We start from the raw sequence: 20,304 nt of genomic DNA on the forward strand, positions 1-20,304 counted from the left end.
ATAGTTATCATAGGTGGCTTATGGATCGCAAAGAGGAAGTACCCCTCTCCAACAGTGACGATTTTTCAAATTTAATTACGGAATCATTGCCCTACTACGTAGACTTATACGTTCAGATAAAGCTTGCGGAGCGCACCGCAACCGACGACCTGCCACACGTTTATTACAACGGAGCGCGGGGTCTAACGCTTCAAGCCATGGTGATACTGAGTTCTGTCAGAAAAGACGATACTCAAACGGTTGCAGCGAAGAAAATTAGAGCGATTAGCTTCTACTTGGATTATCTCGCTACCGTTCGCATACTGAACGGCAAAGAGAACACATATGACAACATTCGCGACATCATTTTCGACATTGCCAAGCAAGTACGGGACCTGCCGCTAGCCGATCTGAAATCTAAACTCCATCAGCTTATCGTCGCCGAAAAAGACCAGTTAGACTCAATCAAGCTTGCTACTTATGACAAATTAAAGCGCCAAGATCTACTTCATCTCCTGTCGCGCCTGACCGATGAACTTGAAGACTGTATGGAATTAGGAACATCAGTCGGCTTTGCCGCATACATTGACAGAACGAAGAATGACAAAACGTTTGACGTGGAGCATCTCTTGCCGAACGCTTTTGAGAAGGTCAATGAAGAGCTCAAAGCCGCGAGCCAATCGCCCTTTGCATCCAAATCAGAATTTGAGATTGTTCGAAATTCGATAGGCGGCCTCATCCTGCTTCCACGCGGAAGAAATCGTTCTATGAAGGACATGGATTACACGGTCAAGCTGGCCCGGTATTCTAATGAGAATATTCTCGCTCAGACTCTCACTCCGTCTTTCTATCTGAACCAGCCCAACTGGACAAAGTTTTCGCAGACGAGCGGAATATTCTCTGACCATATCCCGATTGCGAACGCGGCGGCAATCGCACTCCGGAGCGAGTTCTACTTTGCTCTTGCTAAGCAAATTTGGAGTGTTGACCAGCTGGATGAATGCTTCAACTAATGGCTAGAGGAGCTTCGTCGGCAAGGCTTTGATGACTTCAAGGCCAATGCGCTCACCGAGCAAGAATTTGAGCTGATCTCAGAGCATCAGTACTGATAAACGCCGTTCTCTTCAGTGATCGCGCAGATTCAAGTACAACTGCAAATGCAAGGAAACAGCAGATTCCCTTCGGGAGTGACAACCAAGAGACAACTGCAACGCAGTCGCAGGCTAGTTTCCCAAGCGCTTCACGTCGCCGTCCTTCAGCGGTTCCTTCATAAGAAGGCCGAATCTGCGATAGTAGTTGGCGGAGACTTGACCGATGATGCGTTGCGCTTTGCTTGGAGTTTTGTCAGTTGCTTCGATAGCGTTAGGGCAGGAGAACCCTGCGGCTAAGATTACGGCGAATCATGCGGTGACTGAGGCGGATGGGACGGTGCGGATGATGCGGGTGGTGCCTTTGCCGCAGGGGCTTAGTGCGGAGGCTAGGGCGTGGTTGAGTCGGCCTTTGGCGGTGGATGCGAATGTGCCTTCTACGATTAAGCAGAGGCGGGCGATGCTGGATGTCTCGCAGGCTCGGCATCGGGATGAGTTGCTGACGATGTTTGCGGTGTCGGTGAAGGATGGCGTGGTGGCGGGGTGCGGGTGCGCGAGGTGATGCCGTCGGGGGTGAAGCATACGGACCGGGCGCTGATCTGCCTGCATGGGGGTGGGTTCAATGCGGATTCGGGGTCTTATTCGGAGTCGATTCCGGTGGTGGGGCTGACGGGGGTAAGGGTGGTGAGCGTGCTATACCGGATGGCTCCGGAGCTTTGAACGGGAGTTGGCGCGGCGACGTTGAGGGGAGGAAAGGAGCGTTGCGAGTGGACGGAACGGGGTCGATCCCCGCTCTGTTAGAGGAGTTTGTAGCGGTGGCTGTGGGTGGCCAGGCCGTAGGTTGGGTTGGTGAGGAAGTCCTGTCCCCAGGGGGTCAGGTTGGGGAAGGTGCCGTCGGTGCTTAGCTGGCGGTCGGAGTTTTTGTCGGGGCCCCAGGACCAGGCTAGCCAGCCTATCTCGTGATGGAAGGCGGCGGCGAGGAGGGCCTGGTAGGTGAAGCCGTTGGGGGCGGGTGGGTTGGGGTCGGTGCGGTTTTCGTCGAGGGAGAAGTAGGTGTCGTCGGTGTCGCCGTCCTGGATGTTGGACATCTCGCCGAAGAGGATGGGGAGGCCGGCGGTGACGCATTGGTTGATGAAGCTGAGGCCGTCGTAGCCGGCCCAGTAGGCGTGGGCGCTGAGGAGGATGTTGTGCTGGGGGTCGGCGGCGATGAGCTGGGCGCCGACGGTGAGGAAGATGTCGAGTGAGGAGCCGCAGTCGGTGGCGTCGATCATGAGGGGGACGTTGAGGCCGGCGGCGCGGATGCTGGTGATGGCGGTGGTGTAGTCGGCGAGCCAGGTGTCGAGGACGGTGGGGTCGTCGCCGGTCCAGTGGTAGAAGCCGACCTCGTTGGCGATGTTGATGATGAGATAGCGGGCGTGCTTTTGCAGGACGGCTACGACGTCGGGGTTGGTCCACCAGGCGACGAGGAGGGGGTTGAGCTGGGAGGTGTCGGCCGCGCAGGTGAGGTCGGCGAGCATGAGGATGGGGACCATCTCGGCGGCGGCGCAGCGGTGGAGGAAGGTGTCGAGGTCGGCGAGGGAGTAGGGCGGACGGGCGGCCTGGCCGTAGTCGACGTACCACTGGATACGGACGGCGTTGGCGTTGGATTGGGCGACGGCGTCGAGGTAGTCGGAGCCGGGGAAGTTCCAGTCGTCGAGGAGGGGGAGATCGATGCCGCGAAGGATGAGCTTGGTGCCGAAGCGGGTGTGCAGGAAACGGCCGGAGACGTAGAGGTTTGGATGGGTGGGCATGGTTGGTCCTGATTACTCCGTGGTCATCGTGGGGTCGCCACCATGAGCTAACGCATGGGTGGGCTTACTGGATGGTGATATTTTTCGGGATTTCGTTACGGGTGCCGATAGCAGCGGCTCAGCTTGCGGGGATCCAGTGGGCCTCTTCTTGTGGGGATAGGTCGATGGCTGTCGTTGGCTTGCCGTTTCGTTTGTAGTGCGTGGTTGCTTTGCCGAGGGCGGATAGATCGACCTTGAAGCGGCGATGTTTGGTGGAGAGGTTTTTGATGGTGAAGCCGGTTGCGTCGTAGGTGTAGCGGAGGGCGTACTCGGGAGTGTTGAATTCGATGCTGCCGTAGGTGGTGAGGTGGGGGGCGATGGAGACGTCGGCGTCGGCGGGGATGGTGAGGCCCAGGTACTTTGCGATGAGGACGGCGGAGTAGACGTTGGGGTACTCGTAGTACTGCTCGGCGCCGTGGGCGTTCTTGCCGTCGATGTAGTAGACGTAGTCCATATCGTAGCGTTCGCCCATGAAGTAGTTATCCCTGGCGGCTTCGGCGGCTACGGTTTTTAGCTGGGTAAGGAGTAAGTCGTTCTGGTTGAGGGACTGGCGGTAAGCGGCATCCCAATACCAGTAGCGGCCGGCGGCGCTGAGGTCGTAGGGGCCGCCGTCGCCTATCTCGGAGTGATCGTAGGCGGCTATGTTGGCGGAGAGGAAGCTGGGGAAGCGTTCGAACTGGGTGGCGTTTTGTTCGATGAGTTTGTTGATGGCTGCGGTTTGGGCTTGGGTCGCGTAGCCGAAGGCGACAGGCAGGACGTTGGGGAGGAGCTGGGTGTGGTCGTGGACCTTGCTGTTGCGGTCGACCCAGTCGATGAAGCGCTGGTTCTTTTCGTCCCAGTAACCCATGGGTAGGGGCTCGATGAGGACTTTGGCTATCTTCCTGGAGATATCGGTGTAGTTAGCCGACTGAGCTGTTCGACCTAAGACAGTTTCCATGCGGGATAGTAAGTCGAAGGTGTAGGCGGCAAAGGCCTGGGCTTCGGTTTCGCGGCCGTCTTTCATGACCTGATCTTCGTAGTAGACGTCGGACCAGACGCGGCCGTACTGGTCGATGCTGGCCTGGGTCCAGGCGGCGGCTTTCTCTAGGTTGGCGATGTTGGCGCGGAGCCAGGCGATGTCTTTGCGGGACTCGTAGTAGTGCCAGGATTCTTCAAGGACTTCGATGTTCCCGGTGAGGGGGAACATGGCGGCGTTCACGTGGTTGTCCATGCTGTTGCGTCGGATGTGGTATTCGCGGCGGCCGTCGGGCTGGACGGAGGTGGGAGCGCGGGAGAGGTGTTCGGGGTCGTCGTTCATGAGCTTGAACTGGAGCTCGATCATGCGGCGGACGATGTCGAGGTCAGCCTCGGAGCCGACGGCGAGGCGGCCCTTGATCTGGAACTCGTGGTCGACGGCGGGATAGGAGCCGGCGTAGGAGCTTATCTTGAGGGTGCTGAGGACGTAGCCGCTGCTGTAGGGGAAGTGGGCGGCCATGGTCTTCTCGACGACGGACGGGAGCATGGTGCCCCAGTAGAAGCCGGCGAGGGCGTCTTCGAGTTCGGGGCCGGAGTCGATCTTGAAGGAGAAGCGGTTGCCGAAGGGGTCGCTGTGGGGTCGGGCTTCGGCTTTGTGGATGGTGATGGTGTCGGTGTTGAGGAGGACCTTGAGGCCGGTGCCGGTTTTGGTGGCGCTGGCGGTGCCGCTTGGGAGGTCGAGGTTCCAGGATCGGACGTTGGAATCGGACTTAGCGTCCAGGGGGAGAATCCAGAGGGAGTGGTTGGCTTCTATGTTCGCGCCGGGAGCGCTGATGGGGAGGATCCACCACTGATTGTCTTCGCGGGTGACGCCTACTCCCTGGCAGGTGGTGAAGAGTAGTTCGACTGGGGCGGCGTGGTCTTTGCGGGTGAGGCGAAGGTGGTCGCCTGAGGAGGTTAGGGTGCCGTTCTGGATCGATTGGAGGATGCCCCCGGTTGTGGTTGCCTTGTCGGCTTGGGAATGGAGGAAGGTGGGGAGTGCGAGGAAGAGGAGTGCGGCTATGAGCTTTTTCATCTGGTCGAGATCATTCTTGTGGATGTGGATCGATGTTGCAAGTTGCTGCAATTGGAGGGTGCGGGCTGCTTCTTCCAAGGTGGGGCTTCGCATCACAGGAACCAGGGCAGAGGGAACGTCGGGCTATGGAGTCAGTTGAGGTTGTTGTCGATCCGGTTCAGTCGGCGAGGGATGCGGGGCTGCGGTATGTGTACGACAGCCGACCGGGGATCGGGAGGAAGAAGGCGGCGAAGGGGTTTCGCTATGTTGGGACCGGCGGGATGCCGGTAAGGGATAAGGAGACGCTGGGGCGGATCAAATCGCTTGCGATTCCTCCGGCGTGGGAGGATGTGTGGATCTGCTCGTCGGCGAACGGGCATCTGCAGGCCACGGGGAGGGATGCCAAGGGGCGAAAGCAGAGCCGGTATCATCCGCGGTGGCGAGAGGTTCGGGATGAAGCGAAGTACGAGAGGATGATGGCGTTCGGGAAGGCGCTTCCGGCGATTCGGGCGCGGGTGGACCATGATTTGAAGCTGCCGGGATTGCCGCGTTTGAAGGTGCTGGCTACGATCGTGCGGCTGCTGGAGACTACGTTTATCCGGGTGGGGAACGAGGAGTATGCGCGGGAGAACAAGTCTTACGGGTTGACTACGATGCGGAACAAGCATGTGAATGTCGATGGATCGACGGTGACGTTTGCTTTCTCGGGCAAGAGCGGGGTGAAGCATTCTATCGACGTGAATGACCGGCGGCTGGCGAAGATCGTGAAGAGGTGCCTAGATGTTCCGGGGTATGAGCTGTTTCAGTATGTCGACCACGATGGGATGAGGCACTCGCTCGATTCGGGGGATGTGAATGAGTATCTACGGGAGATATCGGGGGAGCACTTTACGGCGAAGGATTTTCGGACCTGGGCAGGGACGGTGTTGGCTTGCATGATGCTGCGGGAGTTCGAGGCGTTTGAGACGGAGAGGCAGGCCAAGACGAACGTGGTGCGGGCGATTGAGTCGGTCGCGGAGAAGCTGGGGAATACGCCTTCGGTTTGCCGGAAGTGCTATGTGCATCCGGCGGTGCTGGAGTGCTATTTGAGTGGGTCGATGCGGGAGACGGTGAAGCAGAGGGTGGAACAGGAGATAGAGAAGCATGAGCTAAGGCAGGAAGAAGTGGCGGTGATGGGGTTGTTGCAGGAGCGGCTGGGTTAGTTGGGAGTCTGGGCGTTGCGAATGGAGGCGGTGAGGGATTCGAGGCGAGGGGCGTCGACGTCGCTGATGGCGGTGAACTCGAGGTCGGCGGAGGTGAAGGAGCGGAGATGGAAGCCTGAGCGCTCTTCGGCGGCTTGCATGGGATGGCTGGCGGTTTCTTTCTCCTGAACGAAGACGGAGACGTGATGCTTGCCGATGCTGTAGAGAAGTTGGGCGACGGGACGGTGCTCGAGGTAGGTGAGGTTGGCTCCGTCGAGTGTGGCGCCCTCGGGGAGGATCTCGGGCAGGTTGAAGGTGAAGGGGATCTTTCCCTGGAACCATGGCTTGACGGTGTGACGATCTGTGGAGATGACCTGCGGAGGAGCGGTGGAGGCGAGGGCGTTGATGTGTTGATCGCAGACTTCGGAGAGGAGTGCGTTGCTTTGGGTGCGCTGCGTCGTCCTGTACTGGAAGGAGCCGACGAGTACGGAGACGAGCAAGACGGCGGCGGCTGTGGCCCAGGCGAACCAGGCGGAGGTGCTCGATGGGGAAGTGCGGAGGTGTGGGCGCTCGGTGGGGGTGCTGAGGAGGCGTTCGCTGAGACCTGTAGGCGTGGGGTAGCGTTGGCCTGCTCTTGCGGTCGCTGATTTAAGAAGCATTTGTGTGAGGGCGGCGCTGGTGCAGGTGGGGCATTCCGCAAGATGCTTATGGACTTCGATTGCCTGATCGGGTGTGAGGGCGGAGTCGGTCAGGGAGTTGAGTTCGGTTTCGGTGAGGTGTCTGCTCATGCTCTTGCCCCCTTTGCTGCGGATGTGGCTTGCAGGGTGGTTCTGAGGGCAAGTCTCGCTCGCGACAGCCGCGACATCACGGTTCCGATCGGGATCTCCAACACGGTTGCTATCTCCTTGTACTTCATCTCTTCCACATCGCAGAGCAGGATGACTTCGAGCAGAGGCGGAGGCAGAGCTTCCATGGCGGCTTCGACAGCGGCTCGGTCGCTGAGACGGAGGAGAAGGATTTCGGGGGTTTCGCGATCGATCGCGGCTTCGGGGTAGAGCCCTTGCGCTTCGCTGAGTTCGTCTTCGAGGGCGACGGTGCGGCGGGCGGCGAGGCCGGTGCGCGAGGTGAGGTAGGTATTGCGCAGGATGCGAAAGATCCAGGCTTTGAAGTTGGTTCCGGACTCGAATCCAGAGAAGCCGCGAAGGGCCTTGAGATAGCTCTCCTGTACGAGGTCTTCGGCGTCGGACGGATTGCGGGCGAGCCAGGAGGCGTGGTTGTAGAGGGCGGGAAGCAGGGGAGTCACGAGGTCCTCAAAGCCTGAGGGCCTGGGCTTGTTGACAGTGGCTTCGCGTCTCCATGGCAGAAGGGTCATGAGCTGCGGGTCTTCTTCCTCCGGTTCATGGATAAGAACGAGATTGTGGCGATTTTATTCCGTGGATTTATTTCGGAATAAATTGCGGTGCGCGTGGTTCTGGTCTGCGGAGGATTTATCCGATGAAGAAACACGGTACACCCGCAGACATGGCGACTCAACCGGACGAGACGATGGCGCAGGATGGCATCGATCGTCGTAACTTTCTTTCGTGCATGGCATGGGCGGGCACGGGGCTGATCTGGACGATGGCCGGTGGCGTTCCGGCTTCGAAGATGTTCGCCGCGACGGGCGGCGGGCAGGCGGCACATGGGGCTTCGGGATTCAGTTTCGTGCAGATCAGCGATAGCCATATCGGGTTCAAGAAGGCGGCGAACCAGGATGTCGTGGGAACGCTGAAGGTCGCGATCGATAAGATCAATGCGCTTCCGATGACTCCTGACCTGTTGCTGCATACGGGAGATATTACGCACTCATCGAAGGCGGCGGAGTTCGATGCGGCGCAGCAGTTGGTCGGGAGTGCGAAGGCGGGGCAGACGTTCTATGTTCCGGGCGAGCATGACACGGCGACGGATGACGGTGTGATGTATCGGGAGCGCTTTGGCAAAGGGACGCAGGGCAGCGGGTGGTACAGCTTCGACCATAAGGGCGTGCATTTTGTGGGGTTGAATAACTGCCTGCAGATCGATGCGCTGGGGAGACTGGGGCCGGAGCAGCTTGCGTGGTTGAAGAAGGACCTGGCGGGTTTGCCGGCTTCGACTCCGATCGTGGTGTTTGCGCATATCCCGCTGTGGATGGTGTATCCGGATTGGGGATGGGGGACGCAGGACGGGGCGGAGGCTCTCTCATATCTGAAGCGGTTCGGGTCAGTGACGGTGCTGAATGGACATATCCACCAGGTGGTGCAGAAGGTGGAGGGCAATGTGGCGTTCCATACGGCGACGTCGACTGCGTTTCCTCAGCCTGAGCCGGGGAAGGCCGCGGGGCCGGGTCCGATGGTGGTGCCTGCGGGCAAGCTGCGGAGCGTGCTTGGGATAACCGAGGTGCAGTACATCGCGAGGCATAGTCATTTGGCGATTGTGGATAGTTCGCTTGCGGAGAAGGCATAGTGCGCGTGAGAACGTTGGTGATTGGGTGCTTTAGTGTGTTGACGAGTTCTCTGCTGCTGGCCCGGGTTCATCCGTTTGGGGATGCGGGCCTGTATCAGAGACGAGTGGGCGTGAAGAGTGTGGCGGAGCAGGCGGGCATTCCGCCGGGGGTGCGGGAGACGCTGGCGGCGAAGTGCGCGGATTGCCACTCGATGCAGGCGAGGACTCCGGTGTATGGGAGGTTCGCGCCGGTGTCGTGGCTGATGGAGAGGGACATTGTCGAGGCGCGGGAGAAGCTGAACTTATCAAGGTGGGATGATTATTCTCCGGAGGAGCGGGAGACGTTCCGGGCGCAGATTCTGCAGCAGACTACGAAGGGAAAGATGCCGCTCGCGCAGTATCGGCTCATCCACTGGGGCAGCAGGATTACGGATACGGAACAGGAGGGCTTGCTTGCGTGGGCGAAGGCGGATCAGGGGGCCGGTCAGCAGACGGCTCCTTCGGAGGGAGATCCGGAGCGGGGGAGGGCTGTCTTTCAAAGCCGCTGCATTGGCTGCCACTCACTTGAGAGGAGCCGGGAAGGGCCGGCGTTGGGTGGGGTCTTCGGACGGAAGGCTGGATCGGTTCCGGGGTTCGAGTACTCGGCTCCTTTGAAGAGCTCGGGGATTGTTTGGGATGAGGTGAGTCTGGAGAAATGGCTTACGGACCCAGATGCGCTGGTGCCGGGGAACAATATGGACTTTCATGTGCCGCGGGCGCAGGAGCGGGCGGATCTGGTGAGGTTCTTTCGGGAGGGTTCGAAGTAGAGGCTGGTTTGTTCAAGACGGAAAAGCTAGCTAAGACGAATGTGGTGCGGGCGATTGAGTCGGTGGCGGAAAAGCTGGGGAATACGCCTTCGGTTTGCCGGAAGTGCCATGTGCATCCGGGGTGCTGGAGTGCTATTTGAGCGGGGGGATGCGGGAGACGGTGAGGGAGGTTGCTGGGGATTTGAAGGTGGAGGAGAGGGTGATGTTGGGGTTGTTGCGGGAGAGGCTGGGGTGATGATGCCGGTGGTTTGGCTGGCCCCGGCACAGTTTTTTCAATCTCTTTGTGCTTGCCAGCGGTTAGGGTGCCTGTTACAAAGCTGCAATGCAAGAGGTATCGTTCCGACCGATTGTTTACGTCCGCGGCTATGCGATGACGCAGTCCGAGGTTGATGCGACCGTAGACGACCCGTTTTACGGGTTCAATGTGGGTTCGACCCACTTTCGCGTCAACCAGAATGGCGGGTCGAGCTTCTTTGCATTTGAAAGCCCCCTGCTTCGCTTAGCAACGGATTACGGCTACAGTGATGCTTTTTCCGGGACTCGGCAGACGGCAGCCCAGATAGACCGGCCGGCAAGGACAGTGTGGATCTTTCGCTATTACGACGACACGTCGCGGACTTTCGACGACCGCCCGGGAGGGTACCGGCTGACGATTGAAGAGGCCGCGATGCGTCTTCTCACGTTTATCGAGCAGATACGAAAGGAGACGGGTTCGGAGAAGGTGTACCTTGTGGCTCACTCGATGGGTGGCTTGGTTTGCCGCTGCCTGATGGAGAAGATCCTGAGGGAAAAAGGGAGAGAAGGCGCCGAAGCGATGATCGATAAATTCGTGACGTTCGGGACGCCACATGGTGGGATTGAGTTCGCCGTGGGGAATGGAATTCTGGAGCGGACGAGGGATTGGCTTGGGATTAAGGATCAGGACAACTTCGGTAGACAGAGGCTGTACGAGTTCCTGACGCCGAAGAGCGGTTCCCGATCAGTGAAGACGGCAAAGAAGGTTGTCTTTGAGTTCGACCCGCGGACGATGAGGGAGGGGGCATTTTCAGTGGATCGAGTGCTTTGTATCGTAGGTACGAACGCACGGGACTACGAAGTGGCGTACGGGTTGTCGCGGTGGTCGGTGGGACCGCAGAGCGACGGCCTGGTGCAGATCGAAAATGCATGGGTGCATGGAGCGCACCGGGCGTACGTGCATCGGTCGCACAGCGGACGCTACGGTATGGTGAACTCCGAGGAGGGATATCAGAATTTGCGGCGGTTCCTGTTCGGGGAGGTGAAGGTGCAGACTACGCTGATGGATTTCGATCTCGCCTTCGACGCTGTGACGTACGAGGGACGAGAGAAGGCGTATCACTTTGAGGTCGCTATCGCGTTCAGAGCCTTCCAATGCTTCTGCACCAGAGGAAGATGTCGCACTTCAGTCCGGTGACGCTGGACAAAGCCAGATATAAGGCGGTGCGCAAAGAGGGGCTCTCCCTCTTCAGTAATTTCCTGCTTGACGGAAGGACTCCCGGAGCGCGGGAGACGTTCAGTATCTACCTTGCGGTTCACGAGCAGGAGTATAAAGATGGTCATCCCATCATGGCGGGGCACCTGGAGCAGCTTCCCCTTTGGTCAGACTACCTGATTGTGGAGATCGAATTACAGGCTCAGGATGCGGAGCTGAGCTACACGGCGAGGTACGCGTGGGCTTCGGAGAGCAGGGCACCGAATCGTGTGCTTGAGCTCACGCTTTCGAAGGATCGGACACGAGCGGATGGGAGTATCCTGCTTCCGCCGCGCGCCTCGGGGGTACTTGGTCCGACCGCCCGGCTTCATTTAGCGACGTTCGACTGGGGATAGGTGGAGCGTGGCAAAGAAGACGATGGAGAGAAGATTACCGATGGATGGGTTTGAGGTTCGAGGTGGACGGGTGCAGGTGGTCTATGCGTCGGGCGAGCCAGAGTTGAAGGCGCTCAAGGAGGAGATCGGGCGGTGGGAAGGGTCGATCGGGAATGATCCGAGCCCGCCGCAGCAGGATTCTCTGGAACTGGCTCGCTATGCCGTTCGGCGTTGGGGTGAGGCTTACAAGCAGAAGCCGCAGAAGGGAACCGCGCACACGATGGAGCGGCTAAAACAGATGATCGTCAATAATCCGCGGTCGGATGTGAGAATGCTTGCTCTGGCGCAGGTTGGATGGCTGCAGGGAGAGAAGACCGTCGGGGTCTGCATGTTCCGCCGGACCTGGTGCAATAACATCGCCCTGGAGGTGGTGGCGGCGCACCCGGGGCTGGATGAAAAGAAGGAGAGTCCGATCTCGGGGCTTGGGACAGGCTTCCTGCACCATGTGTCGTCGGTCGCGGAGACAATCAGTGCGAGTGCCATCTGGGGCGAATGCACGCAGAACTCGGCAGAGTTTTACAAGGTGTTCGTGGACCAGCCGGAGCATCTCAAGGATCTGATTATCCTGCCGAAGGAGCAGTATCAAGAGATCCGGCTATCGATCGAAACGATATGGAAAGGGCGAGACACGGCCCCGAACGACGGACGGGATATATAATTTTGCGGACGGAGGTGTTTGTGGCTCAAATCGAAGGGTGGACATTCGACAGGTTAATGAACTTTGAGGACAGCAACACCATTTCGGTGGGCCGTGATCCGGATGTGTGGCGCTCCCATGGAGTAGCGCCGATCCCGAAGACGGGAAAGAAGGACAAGGCGGCCACGGTGAAGAGCCGGGGCAAGGGGAAGCCTGCGAAGTCCATTCCGTTGGCAAAAGCTCGTAAATTCAATGTCTGATACACGATAGTGTCTGTTAGAAGTCGCGGCGGCCTTCTAGGGCGCGGGTCATCGTGACTTCGTCGGCGTACTCGATGTCGGAGCCGGCGGGGACACCGGTGGCTATTCTTGTGATCTTGAGGGTGGGTTTGGCGCGGCGTAACTCGTGAGCCAGATAGGCTGACGTGGCTTCGCCTTCGGTGGTGGGGCTTAGGGCCAGGATGGTCTCGTCGATGTTGGGGAGGCGGGTTAAGAGGTTGGCTATGCGGAGCTGCTCGGGGCCTACTCCGCCTATCGGGGACAGTGTGCCGTGGAGGACGTGGTAGACGCCGTTGTAGCTGCGGGTCTTCTCGATGGTGGCGATGTTGGTGGGCTCTTCGATGACGCAGATCTGGGCCTGGTTGCGGGTGGGGCTGGTGCAGAAGGTGCAGGGATCGACGTCGGTGATGTTGTTGCAGGTGGAGCAGAGGCGGAGGTGAGCCTTGAGTTCGCGGATGGCGCGGGCGAGGGCGTCGGCGTCTTCGTTGGAGGAACGGAGGACGTGGAAGGCGAGGCGCTGGGCGGTTCGGGTGCCGATGCCGGGGAGCTTGCGGAGTTCGTCGATGAGGCGGGTCATCGGCTCGGCGAAGCGGGTGGCCATTTTAGGTGAGTCCTGGGAGGCCGAGGCCGCCGAGCATTCCGGCGGTGGAGGACTTCATGGCATCGTCGGCCTTGCGTCCGGCTTCGTTGACGGCGGCGGTGATGAGGTCTTCGAGGAGTTCGAGATCGGCGGCGCTGCTGCCCATGGCGGTGGGGGCGATCTTGAGGCGCAGGACTTCCTTGCGTCCGTTCATGCGGACGGTGACGAGGCCTCCGCCGGAGGTGCCTTCGACGACGGTTTCGGAGAGCTTTTGCTCCATCTCGCTCTGCATGGCCTGGGCCTGGGAGAGCATGTCTTTCATCTTGCTGAGGTCTGAGAAGTCCATGGTTTCCTTGGATGCTTTATCAGGTCTTAGTCGTCGGATCTTAGATCGATGACGTTGCGGATTTCGGCGTGGAAGAGGCTCTGGGCACGCTGGACGACGGGGTGCTCCATGGCTTTGGCCTGGGCGGAGCCGCTGCGGGGGGCGCGGGCTTTCTTTTCGGCGATGGGCTTGTCGCCGATGGGGAGGAGCGAGAGCTTGAGTTCGCCGGAGCCGGCGGTGCGGATGGCGAGGCGTAGGACCTTTTCGGCTTCGGGGTTGATGACGACGCGGAGCATGGTTTTGGAGAGCTCGGTCTGGATCTTGAGTTCGCCCTCGGATATCTCCCAGGTGGCGTCGGTGAGGGCGTCGGCGGCGGAGGTCTGGCTGCCGGCTGCGGTGAGGGCATCGACGGCGGCGTTCTGGAGGCGGGTGGCGGGGTCGTTCTCTTCGGGGGTGGGCTTCGATGGGGCTTCGGCGGCGGCGCTTATGGTTATCGGCTCGGGCGCGGGCTCGGCGATCTCGGCTGCTATGGGAGCGGCTACCGGTGCGGGTGCTATCGGGGCGGCTACCGGCGCCGGGGCTTCGGGGATTGCTATGACGGGTGTAGCGGGAACAAGGGGCTCGGGTACTTCGGCGACGGAGGGGGTCGGGGTTGGAGCGGGGACCGGAATGGGGGCGGCTACGGGGATGGGGGGGGGGACGGGAGCGGCGGTTGGGACGGGGGTCGGCTTCGGTGGGGTGGGTTGGTGCCCGGACTCGATGCCTTCGAAGCGCTTGCGGTTGGTGTCGGCTCCGAAGGGGGAGAAGGCTGGTTTGGCTGGTTCGAAGGTGTTGGTGGGGGATGGGTTCGCGGGGGGCGGTGCAGGGCGTGATGGGGTGGGGGTTGGGCGGGGCGTGGCGGGGCGTGGGGTGGAGCTGGCCTGGCCGCTGGAGAGCTGGCTGAGGACCTGCTCGACTGGGAGGAGGCGGCGGAGGTGGACCAGCTTCAGGAGGCCTAGTTCGAAGTGGAAGCGCTGCTCCTGGCGATAGCCTAGCTCGTCGAAGGTGCGGAGCATGGTCTGGAGGAAGCGGGTGAGCTCTTCCTCGGTGAAGAGGGCGGCGGAGCGGGCGGTGCGGCGCTGCTCGTCGGGGGAGATTTGGAGGAGCTCGGCGGCGCCTTCGGTGGATTCGGGGGTGATGCCGGAGATCTTGGCGATGACGCAGTTGCGGAGGTAGCGGACGGCCTGACGGGCGAGCTGGGCGGGGGAGTTGCCGGCGTCGAGGAGCTGGTTGGCTACCGTCATGACCTCCGCTGACCTGTTTTGATCTACTGCTTCCAAGATGCGTTCGAAGACGGCGTTGGGGACGGTGCCCATGAGCTCGCGGATCTGCTGGGCGTCGAGGCGGGCTCTTCCGTCGGTGACAGGGGCGGAGGCGATGGCCTGGTCCATGATGCTGAGTGCGTCGCGCATGCTGCCGTCGCCGGCTTCGGCGAGGAGGGAGAGGGCGGCTTCGTCGGCGTCGACCTGCTCGTGGGCGGCGATGGCGCGGAGTTCCCCGAGGATGTCGACGAGCTTGACGGCGTGAAAGCTGAAGTGCTGACAGCGGGAGCGGACGGTCTGGGGGATGTCCTCGGGCTGGGTGGTGGCCATCATGAAGATGACGTGATCTGGTGGCTCCTCGAGGGTCTTGAGGAGGGCGTTGAAGGCGGCGTCGGTGATCTGATGGGCCTCGTCGAGGATGTAGATCTTGTAGCGGTCGCGGGATGGCGCGTAGCGGGCGGCGTCGCGGAGTTCGCGGATCTCGTCGATGCCGCGATTGGTGGCGGCGTCGATCTCGATGACGTCGACGGCGTTTCCGGCGCGGATCTCGGTGCAGGACTCGCAGACTTCGCATGGCTCGGCGTTGGGGCGGAGCTCGCTGCCGATGGGGTTGCGGCAGTTGAGAGCGGCGGCGAGGATGCGGGCGATTGTGGTTTTGCCGATGCCGCGGTGGCCGGAGAAGATGTAGCCGTGGGCGATGCGCTGCTGGGTAAGCGCGTTCATCAGCGTGACGGTGACGTGGTCCTGTCCGGCGACGTCGGCGAAGCGCTTGGGGCGGTACTTGCGGGCTAGAACCTGGTAGGCCATGGGTTGTTCGGGGAGGCTTTGGCCTTCCTCGTTCATTGTATCTGGCGGGGTGCTGTGGAGTTTTGTGGCCGCAGGGGGGCAGAAATCCTGTCACGAAGGTTGTCGACGGGTGGCCAGGTGCGGCCTATATGGGTGGCCGGGCTCTGCTTGTGGTTCCGTGATGCCGGGTTGAATTACTGACGGGCTCCGCCGGCGAGGATGAGGGTCTGGCCGGTGGCCCAGCCGGAGTCGCTCGACGCGAAGAAGACGGCGGTGGTGGCGATGTCGGAGGGCTGGCGATCCGGCCGAGGGGTGTGGTGGCCCTCCGGCAACGAAGGCGAAGCGTTTGAGCGATGCTCGCGGGCTAGCTAGAACGGTATGCCACGAGCTGGATCGGGGAGGCGCTGGGCGTCGAGGTCATGCTATCTACGGCGACCTTCTGGGGGCGACCGGCACCAAGAATCCGACAGGCACGTTTAGCCGACTGCTCTTGTCGGCGAAGATGCCAAGTGGGGAGGGCTGGGTGAGATGAAGAGAAGACTGAGGCTTGTGTAAGTTGCCTCCGATTTCAGCGGAGCTTTTCTTGGCTCAAAGAGTCAGTCCTCCTCTTTGGCCTTTATAAGGCTCGCTCGGATTTTATCTGCGAGGAGGCCAGCGACCTCCGCGTCGCTGCGTGCCTTAGTTTTGTCTTCGCCGTCGGACGACTTCTCTTTCTCTCTCGCAATATCCCACGCTCTTAGCGCCTCGTCATATGCGTCTTGCAAGGCGTGCAGGCCCTTCCCATCATGCTGACTGCTGATGGCCTTTACGCCGGCCCCAAGTGCCGAAGAGGTCACGCTGCTGCCAAAATAGAAGCTGACTACGCTGATGAAAACACCTGAAAGAGTAGTAAAGATCTGCTTGGCAAAGTCGATGGCTTCCTTGCGCCGGTCGGAGGACTCCTTTTCGCGTGACGACAGAGTTATCTGAGCGATCTCTTGTTTTAATCCAGGTGATTCCGTGTCTCCCTGAGACGAGGATCGCACCTGATCCGCGACGACGAAGGTACAGATCGTCTTTGATAGCGACCTTGAAGATGTCTTTGTTTGGTCCTTTATGACTCCTCCGCTGCTTGAGGCAGAGATCGTCGTTTGGTACCTTGGGACGCTGGCTGGGAAAGACGGAGCGGGGGACGTTCCCGTTGGGTTCACCCAGTTGTCCTCTTCTTTGGGCGCTAAGTTTAAATGGGGGTTGTCCGCTACGTCCTGAGATTGGGTTTTGCTCAGTGCAGCTGCCCATGTAGCGGTTGTGCCCAAAGCCGGTTGTGCTGGTGTTGTGCCGGTAACGACAGCGGCATTCGGCTGAGCGCCCTGTGCTGAAGCGGTAAAGGAGAGGGTTGCGGGGTACGTGGTCTCAGCGCTAACCTTGACTACTGGCATCGAATCGCTCAGAGACTTCGATGCGGTTACATCTGTCGGGGCGCCAGCCTCTGTATTGCAGACAAGCTTGTAGCCCGTGCCGCTCGGAACGTGATTGGCGATAGGGCTTCCGAAAGATGATCCATGCCTTGCGGCGAGATCTGCCGCCGCCGATTTGGCGGGCACTTGTGCCGCGGATGCGATTGTGCCGGAGGGCTGCGGCTCGGGCGGGGAGGAAGCAGACGCCAGCTTGCTCTGTGATCTACCCTGCTCCTCGGCTAAGGAAGAGTCTTTGCATCTTTCGCAAACGCCGTCTCGAACCTGAGTGAAAAGGAAGGCAGATAAACAGACAAAGCTAAGCACGAGGCTGAATGCAAGAAGAGCCCGTACTGAACCCTCGGGAAGACCAAGGGGCTGATGTTTATTCGCGGCACCCATGACCGTGTAAATGAGGGCCAATGTGCCCATCATGACTACCGTTAACGCCAGCCCCACAATGACAATTGCGCTAAGAGTCGTCGCATTCTGGTTCGAGTCGAGAAGGGGAAAGCCGAAGTGGTAGGCGAGAGCGCCGAATAACAGTAAGACGACTGCTGAAGCAAGCAGTAATAAAACGCCGGGTGTAGTGTTTTTCGGCTGGGACACGTTTGGGCCCTCGCAAGAGAATCAGCAATAGGTCGAAGGGCCCAGACGTAGATATTGTTGCAACCACCCTGGATAGTCAAGGAATATATCCAGGGAGATAGACAGCCTGGCATGAGGATCGATTGAGATGCGCCAACTGCTCGGTCGTTGGTCGACTTGTGTCAGGGTTGATGTTTATTGGTGGCGCGGGCGCGGCGTTTGAGTCCAAGTCTTTCGTTCCGCGAGGCCGGGAGTGTTAGCCCACTGAGTGATCATCGACCGGATTTTGGCGGGGCAAGTATGGTTTCCGTTTGTGTGGCTATGCGTCGGCTGGGCCCTGGATCAGTGGACCGGCTGCGATGCGGTGGTTCCATTTTGTAACGTTGATGCCTTTTGTGATGAGCCAGAGGCAGGTGGCTAGTTCTCCGATGAAGGCGGGGATGACGATGGCGGGAAACATGCGGGTGGCGAGGGTGGGGTTGAGGATGAGGGTGAAGCTATTGATGAGGTAGCTGACTCCGGCCATGGCCTGCAGGATGCCGAGGGCTTTGGGGAAGTACTCGGAGCGGTAGAGGAGGTAGGCGGTGATGAGGCAGCTGACTCCGAAGAAGATGAGGCCTACGCCGAAGCCGGACTCGTGGAGTTCGAGGGAGAGGGAGGCGAAGGACTGGAGTTGGGACGGGGTGAAGGATTGGAGGCCGTTGCCGGTGAGGAGGAAGAGGACGGTGATGAGGTTGAGCTTGTTGGCGCAGAGGATTGCGGTCTGGAGCATGCCGAAGAGGGCGGCGAGGGCGGAGAGGTCTTTGCTGACGGGCTTGAGGAGGACATAGAAGAGGATCGCCATGGGGACGTCGGTGATGTGCATGACGAGGTCGCCGGCGATGGTGAGGCGGAAGAGGGATTCGGAGGCGAGGATGTGGTGGGCGGTGGCGGCGGGGTCGCCGGGGATGATGAGTTTGCCGCGGGTGACTTCGCCGAAGAGGCCGCAGGCGATGTTGATGAGATAGAGGACGCCGCTGAGCCGGGCGTAGACCTGAGGCGAGATGGTTCGCTTTGCGGCGGTCATGGGTGGCTCCGGCCTGGAGATGTTTAGGAGTTGGTTGTGGCGGCTCGTTTGGCGGCGCGGGCGAGACGGGCTCGGCGCTTGAGTTCGAGGGGACTGAACATCGTTCCGCGGCAGTTGGGGGCTCCGCAGTGGCAGTCGGCGGTGGCGTCGTCGGAGTCGTAGAGGTTGTACTCGTAGGTGAGCTCTTCGCCGGCTTTGATGGGGCGGAGGGTGGAGATGTAGATGTGGCCGTCGATCTCTTCGGACTCGCAGTTGGGAGCGCAGGAGTGGTTGAAGAACATGGGGGTTCCGAAGCCGTCGATGACCATGTCTTCGGTGCCGTAGCCAAAGAGGTAGGTGACGAAGCGGTCGGCGTAGCGCTCGTCGGCGACGGCCTTGGTCATGCGGGGGCCTTCGTACTCGCAGACGCGAACGCCCTTGCGAAGGGTGCGGGTGGTGTAGCAGCCGGCGGCGTGGATGGCGGAGGAGCGGATGACGAGGGTGGGGAGCACGTGGCCTTTCGTGTGGCGAGAACGGGTCGAGGTGAAGGATATCAAAGGCTGCGCCTGGTGTTGCCGGGTATAGTTTGAGTATCCCCGTTTGATGAGGCTTTGCGATGCGCCGGCGGTCCGCACTTCTATGGCTCCTGGCCATCTTTCAGCTTTGGCTCGCGCATGCGATCGGATACATGGTGCATGAGTATGCGCACAGCTTTTTGGCGTGGATGCTGCATGCGAAGGCGAACCCTCTGGCGCTGGACTATGGTGGTTTGAGCCTGGAGAACGTTCTGTTCCTCGACGATATCGATGAGAATGTCGACTATGCTCCGCTGTTTGCGGCGGGGCGTGGGGTGGCGGCTTCGTTCATTGCGGTGGCTGGTGTCTTGGTGGGGAATGGGCTTTCGTACGTTGTGAGCCGGTGGCTTTATGGGTGGGCGGAGAGGACGAACAGGCGCGCGTGGGGGATGTTCTTCTTCTGGATCTGCGTGATGAGCGTGGGAAATTTTCTATCGTATGTGCCGATGCGGACGTTTGCGACGCATGCCGACATGGCTACGACCACGCAGGGAATCCATGCTTCGGCGTGGATGATCGCTGTGGTGCTTGGGATTCCGTTCGTGGTGGCGATCTGGCACTTGTTTGCGCGGATTTTGCCGGACGCGGAGATGTTTCTCTTTGCTGAGGAGCCTGCGCTGCAAGGGGTGCTGGTGCTGATGTCGGGTTACCTGGTGTTTGGATTCTTTGGTAGTTCGGGAATCCGGAACTATGGCAGCGTGTCGCATTGGTTGTCGGCGATCTCGGTGTACCTGCTTTTCCCGGTCATCACGATTGTTTGCTGGCAGCGCAGGACCTCCGACCGCTTGCTGGTGCGGTGAACGATGCCGGCGATCGGGCGAGTTGCGTCGGTGACGCGGTACCCGGTGAAGAGCATGGCGGGTGAGGTGGTTGGGCGGGGCTACCTCAACGAGCATGGGCTTGAGCATGACCGGCTGTATGCGTTTGAGAGCTCGGGTGCGCCTGCAGGGATGCTGCGCCTGACGGGCAAAGAGCGGCGGGAGATGCTGCGGTATCGGCCTCGTGTGCTGACGGATAGTGCGGTGGCGGTTCTCACTCCGAGCGGGGATAGCTATCGGGTTGATTCCGCGGAGATGCTTGCCTACTTGCGGGACAATATTGCCGGCGCGAACAGGATTTTGTTGACGCTTGAGGCTACTCCGCAGACGGATGTGAGGCCGCTGTCTTTGCTTTCCATCGAGACGGTGGAGGCGCTTTCGTCGGAACTTGGTGAAGCGGTGGATGCGCGGAGGTTTCGGGCGAACCTGATGGTGTCGATGGAGGGCGGGGCTTACGCCGAAGATGGACTGGTGGAGCGGGTGATTCAGATTGGGAGCGAGGCGCGGGTGATGGTTCGGGAGCGGACTCCGCGGTGCCGGTTTGTTACCTATGACCCAGATGCTCCGGAGGTAGGAGAGCCGATGTTTTCCATGATGAAGATGCTGGAGCGGCAGCACCAGGGTCGGGTGGGGGTGTATGCGTCGGTGGTGAGGGTGGGGTGGGTTGAGAGTGGGGATGAGATTTCAGTGGTCGGGTGAGTCA

General features: G+C 60.2%; 24 protein-coding genes. 12 read left to right on the plus strand and 12 right to left on the minus strand.

All coding sequences use genetic code 11. From position 1 onward, the window contains the following. Positions 1-20 precede the first annotated feature (20 nt). The 3 genes from GRAN_RS12375 to GRAN_RS25315 all read left to right on the plus strand — a co-directional run bounded on the left by GRAN_RS12375 (position 21) and on the right by GRAN_RS25315 (position 1,787). Complete coding sequence (locus tag GRAN_RS12375) at positions 21-992, plus strand: GmrSD restriction endonuclease domain-containing protein (protein WP_128913356.1); 972 nt, start codon at positions 21-23, stop codon at positions 990-992. A gap of 301 nt (positions 993-1,293) precedes the next feature. Further along, positions 1,294-1,629 carry a hypothetical protein gene (locus GRAN_RS12380; RefSeq protein WP_150133261.1) on the plus strand — a complete coding sequence of 112 codons (336 nt, stop codon included), beginning with the start codon at positions 1,294-1,296 and terminating at the stop codon, positions 1,627-1,629. Beyond that, positions 1,611-1,787 carry an alpha/beta hydrolase family protein gene (locus tag GRAN_RS25315; RefSeq protein WP_150133262.1) on the plus strand — a complete coding sequence of 59 codons (177 nt, stop codon included), beginning with the start codon at positions 1,611-1,613 and terminating at the stop codon, positions 1,785-1,787. Before GRAN_RS12380 ends, GRAN_RS25315 begins: the two co-directional genes overlap by 19 nt. 77 nt (positions 1,788-1,864) lie before the next feature. On the opposite strand, the gene GRAN_RS12385 is transcribed toward GRAN_RS25315, so the two are convergent. Continuing rightward, complete coding sequence (locus GRAN_RS12385) at positions 1,865-2,857, minus strand: cellulase family glycosylhydrolase (RefSeq protein ID WP_128913358.1); 993 nt, start codon at positions 2,855-2,857, stop codon at positions 1,865-1,867. A 118-nt stretch (positions 2,858-2,975) separates the two neighbouring features. Continuing rightward, positions 2,976-5,003, minus strand: coding sequence for a glucosidase family protein (locus tag GRAN_RS12390; RefSeq protein ID WP_128913359.1), 2,028 nt, complete (start codon positions 5,001-5,003; stop codon positions 2,976-2,978). Between the two features lie 47 nt (positions 5,004-5,050). On the opposite strand from GRAN_RS12390, the gene GRAN_RS12395 reads away from it, so the two are divergent. Then, complete coding sequence (locus tag GRAN_RS12395) at positions 5,051-6,106, plus strand: DNA topoisomerase IB (RefSeq protein WP_128913360.1); 1,056 nt, start codon at positions 5,051-5,053, stop codon at positions 6,104-6,106. Here GRAN_RS12395 and GRAN_RS12400 read toward each other — a convergent pair. Beyond that, positions 6,103-6,873, minus strand: a complete 771-nt coding sequence (locus GRAN_RS12400; protein ID WP_128913361.1) for an anti-sigma factor — start codon at positions 6,871-6,873, stop codon at positions 6,103-6,105. The two genes, GRAN_RS12395 and GRAN_RS12400, sit on opposite strands and share 4 nt — an antisense overlap. Further along, positions 6,870-7,457: a sigma-70 family RNA polymerase sigma factor gene (locus GRAN_RS12405; RefSeq protein ID WP_128913362.1), complete on the minus strand. Its 588-nt coding sequence runs from the start codon at positions 7,455-7,457 to the stop codon at positions 6,870-6,872. The genes GRAN_RS12400 and GRAN_RS12405 overlap by 4 nt, the downstream gene beginning before the upstream one ends. A 122-nt stretch (positions 7,458-7,579) precedes the next feature. On the opposite strand from GRAN_RS12405, the gene GRAN_RS12410 reads away from it, so the two are divergent. Together GRAN_RS12410 and GRAN_RS12415 are read left to right on the plus strand one after the other, a co-directional pair. Then, a complete protein-coding gene (locus GRAN_RS12410) occupies positions 7,580-8,566 on the plus strand; it encodes a metallophosphoesterase family protein (protein WP_241654535.1) in 987 nt (328 codons plus the stop codon). Positions 8,567-8,571: 5 nt separating this feature from the next. Continuing rightward, entirely contained in the window at positions 8,572-9,351 is a 780-nt protein-coding gene (locus GRAN_RS12415; protein WP_241654536.1) for a heme-binding domain-containing protein, read from the plus strand. A 132-nt stretch (positions 9,352-9,483) separates the two neighbouring features. On the opposite strand, the gene GRAN_RS25515 is transcribed toward GRAN_RS12415, so the two are convergent. Beyond that, positions 9,484-9,627, minus strand: a complete 144-nt coding sequence (locus GRAN_RS25515) for a hypothetical protein (protein ID WP_161570953.1) — start codon at positions 9,625-9,627, stop codon at positions 9,484-9,486. Positions 9,628-9,673: 46 nt separating this feature from the next. Here GRAN_RS25515 and GRAN_RS12420 point away from each other — a divergent pair, with 46 nt between their 5' ends. From GRAN_RS12420 to GRAN_RS12435, 4 genes are read left to right on the plus strand one after another with little or no spacing between them, the layout of a single operon-like run. Next, positions 9,674-10,783, plus strand: coding sequence for an esterase/lipase family protein (locus GRAN_RS12420; RefSeq protein WP_128913363.1), 1,110 nt, complete (start codon positions 9,674-9,676; stop codon positions 10,781-10,783). Further along, positions 10,762-11,196, plus strand: coding sequence for a hypothetical protein (locus GRAN_RS12425; protein WP_128913364.1), 435 nt, complete (start codon positions 10,762-10,764; stop codon positions 11,194-11,196). Before GRAN_RS12420 ends, GRAN_RS12425 begins: the two co-directional genes overlap by 22 nt. A 7-nt stretch (positions 11,197-11,203) precedes the next feature. After that, a complete protein-coding gene (locus GRAN_RS12430; RefSeq protein WP_161570954.1) occupies positions 11,204-11,893 on the plus strand; it encodes a hypothetical protein in 690 nt (229 codons plus the stop codon). Positions 11,894-11,913: 20 nt separating this feature from the next. Then, positions 11,914-12,132, plus strand: a complete 219-nt coding sequence (locus GRAN_RS12435; RefSeq protein ID WP_128913366.1) for a hypothetical protein — start codon at positions 11,914-11,916, stop codon at positions 12,130-12,132. Positions 12,133-12,148: 16 nt separating this feature from the next. On the opposite strand, the gene recR is transcribed toward GRAN_RS12435, so the two are convergent. From recR to GRAN_RS12470, 7 genes are all read right to left on the minus strand, one after another. Next, entirely contained in the window at positions 12,149-12,751 is a 603-nt protein-coding gene (gene recR, locus GRAN_RS12440) for a recombination mediator RecR (RefSeq protein ID WP_192898013.1), read from the minus strand. A gap of 1 nt (position 12,752) precedes the next feature. Then, the gene (locus tag GRAN_RS12445; RefSeq protein ID WP_128913367.1) at positions 12,753-13,076 is read right to left on the minus strand and encodes a YbaB/EbfC family nucleoid-associated protein; all 324 of its coding nucleotides are present in this window, start codon (positions 13,074-13,076) and stop codon (positions 12,753-12,755) included. A gap of 26 nt (positions 13,077-13,102) precedes the next feature. Further along, a complete protein-coding gene (gene dnaX, locus GRAN_RS12450) occupies positions 13,103-15,199 on the minus strand; it encodes a DNA polymerase III subunit gamma/tau (RefSeq protein WP_241654537.1) in 2,097 nt (698 codons plus the stop codon). A gap of 137 nt (positions 15,200-15,336) precedes the next feature. Next, entirely contained in the window at positions 15,337-15,474 is a 138-nt protein-coding gene (locus GRAN_RS12455) for a hypothetical protein (RefSeq protein WP_192898014.1), read from the minus strand. A gap of 264 nt (positions 15,475-15,738) precedes the next feature. Continuing rightward, on the minus strand, positions 15,739-17,184 hold the full coding sequence (locus GRAN_RS12460) for a hypothetical protein (protein WP_128913368.1): 1,446 nt from the start codon (positions 17,182-17,184) through the stop codon (positions 15,739-15,741). 298 nt (positions 17,185-17,482) lie between these two features. Then, on the minus strand, positions 17,483-18,229 hold the full coding sequence (locus GRAN_RS12465) for a DUF4386 domain-containing protein (protein WP_128913369.1): 747 nt from the start codon (positions 18,227-18,229) through the stop codon (positions 17,483-17,485). Between the two features lie 23 nt (positions 18,230-18,252). Continuing rightward, the gene (locus GRAN_RS12470) at positions 18,253-18,720 is read right to left on the minus strand and encodes an SET domain-containing protein (RefSeq protein WP_128913370.1); all 468 of its coding nucleotides are present in this window, start codon (positions 18,718-18,720) and stop codon (positions 18,253-18,255) included. 104 nt (positions 18,721-18,824) lie between these two features. Here GRAN_RS12470 and GRAN_RS12475 point away from each other — a divergent pair, with 104 nt between their 5' ends. Next, the gene (locus tag GRAN_RS12475; protein WP_128913371.1) at positions 18,825-19,583 is read left to right on the plus strand and encodes a hypothetical protein; all 759 of its coding nucleotides are present in this window, start codon (positions 18,825-18,827) and stop codon (positions 19,581-19,583) included. 3 nt (positions 19,584-19,586) lie between these two features. Further along, complete coding sequence (locus GRAN_RS12480) at positions 19,587-20,300, plus strand: MOSC domain-containing protein (protein WP_128913372.1); 714 nt, start codon at positions 19,587-19,589, stop codon at positions 20,298-20,300. The last annotated feature ends 4 nt before the right edge of the window (positions 20,301-20,304 follow it).

The sequence above is a fragment of the Granulicella sibirica genome (genome assembly GCF_004115155.1).
GTDB classification, from domain to species: Bacteria; Acidobacteriota; Terriglobia; order Terriglobales; family Acidobacteriaceae; genus Edaphobacter; species Edaphobacter sibiricus.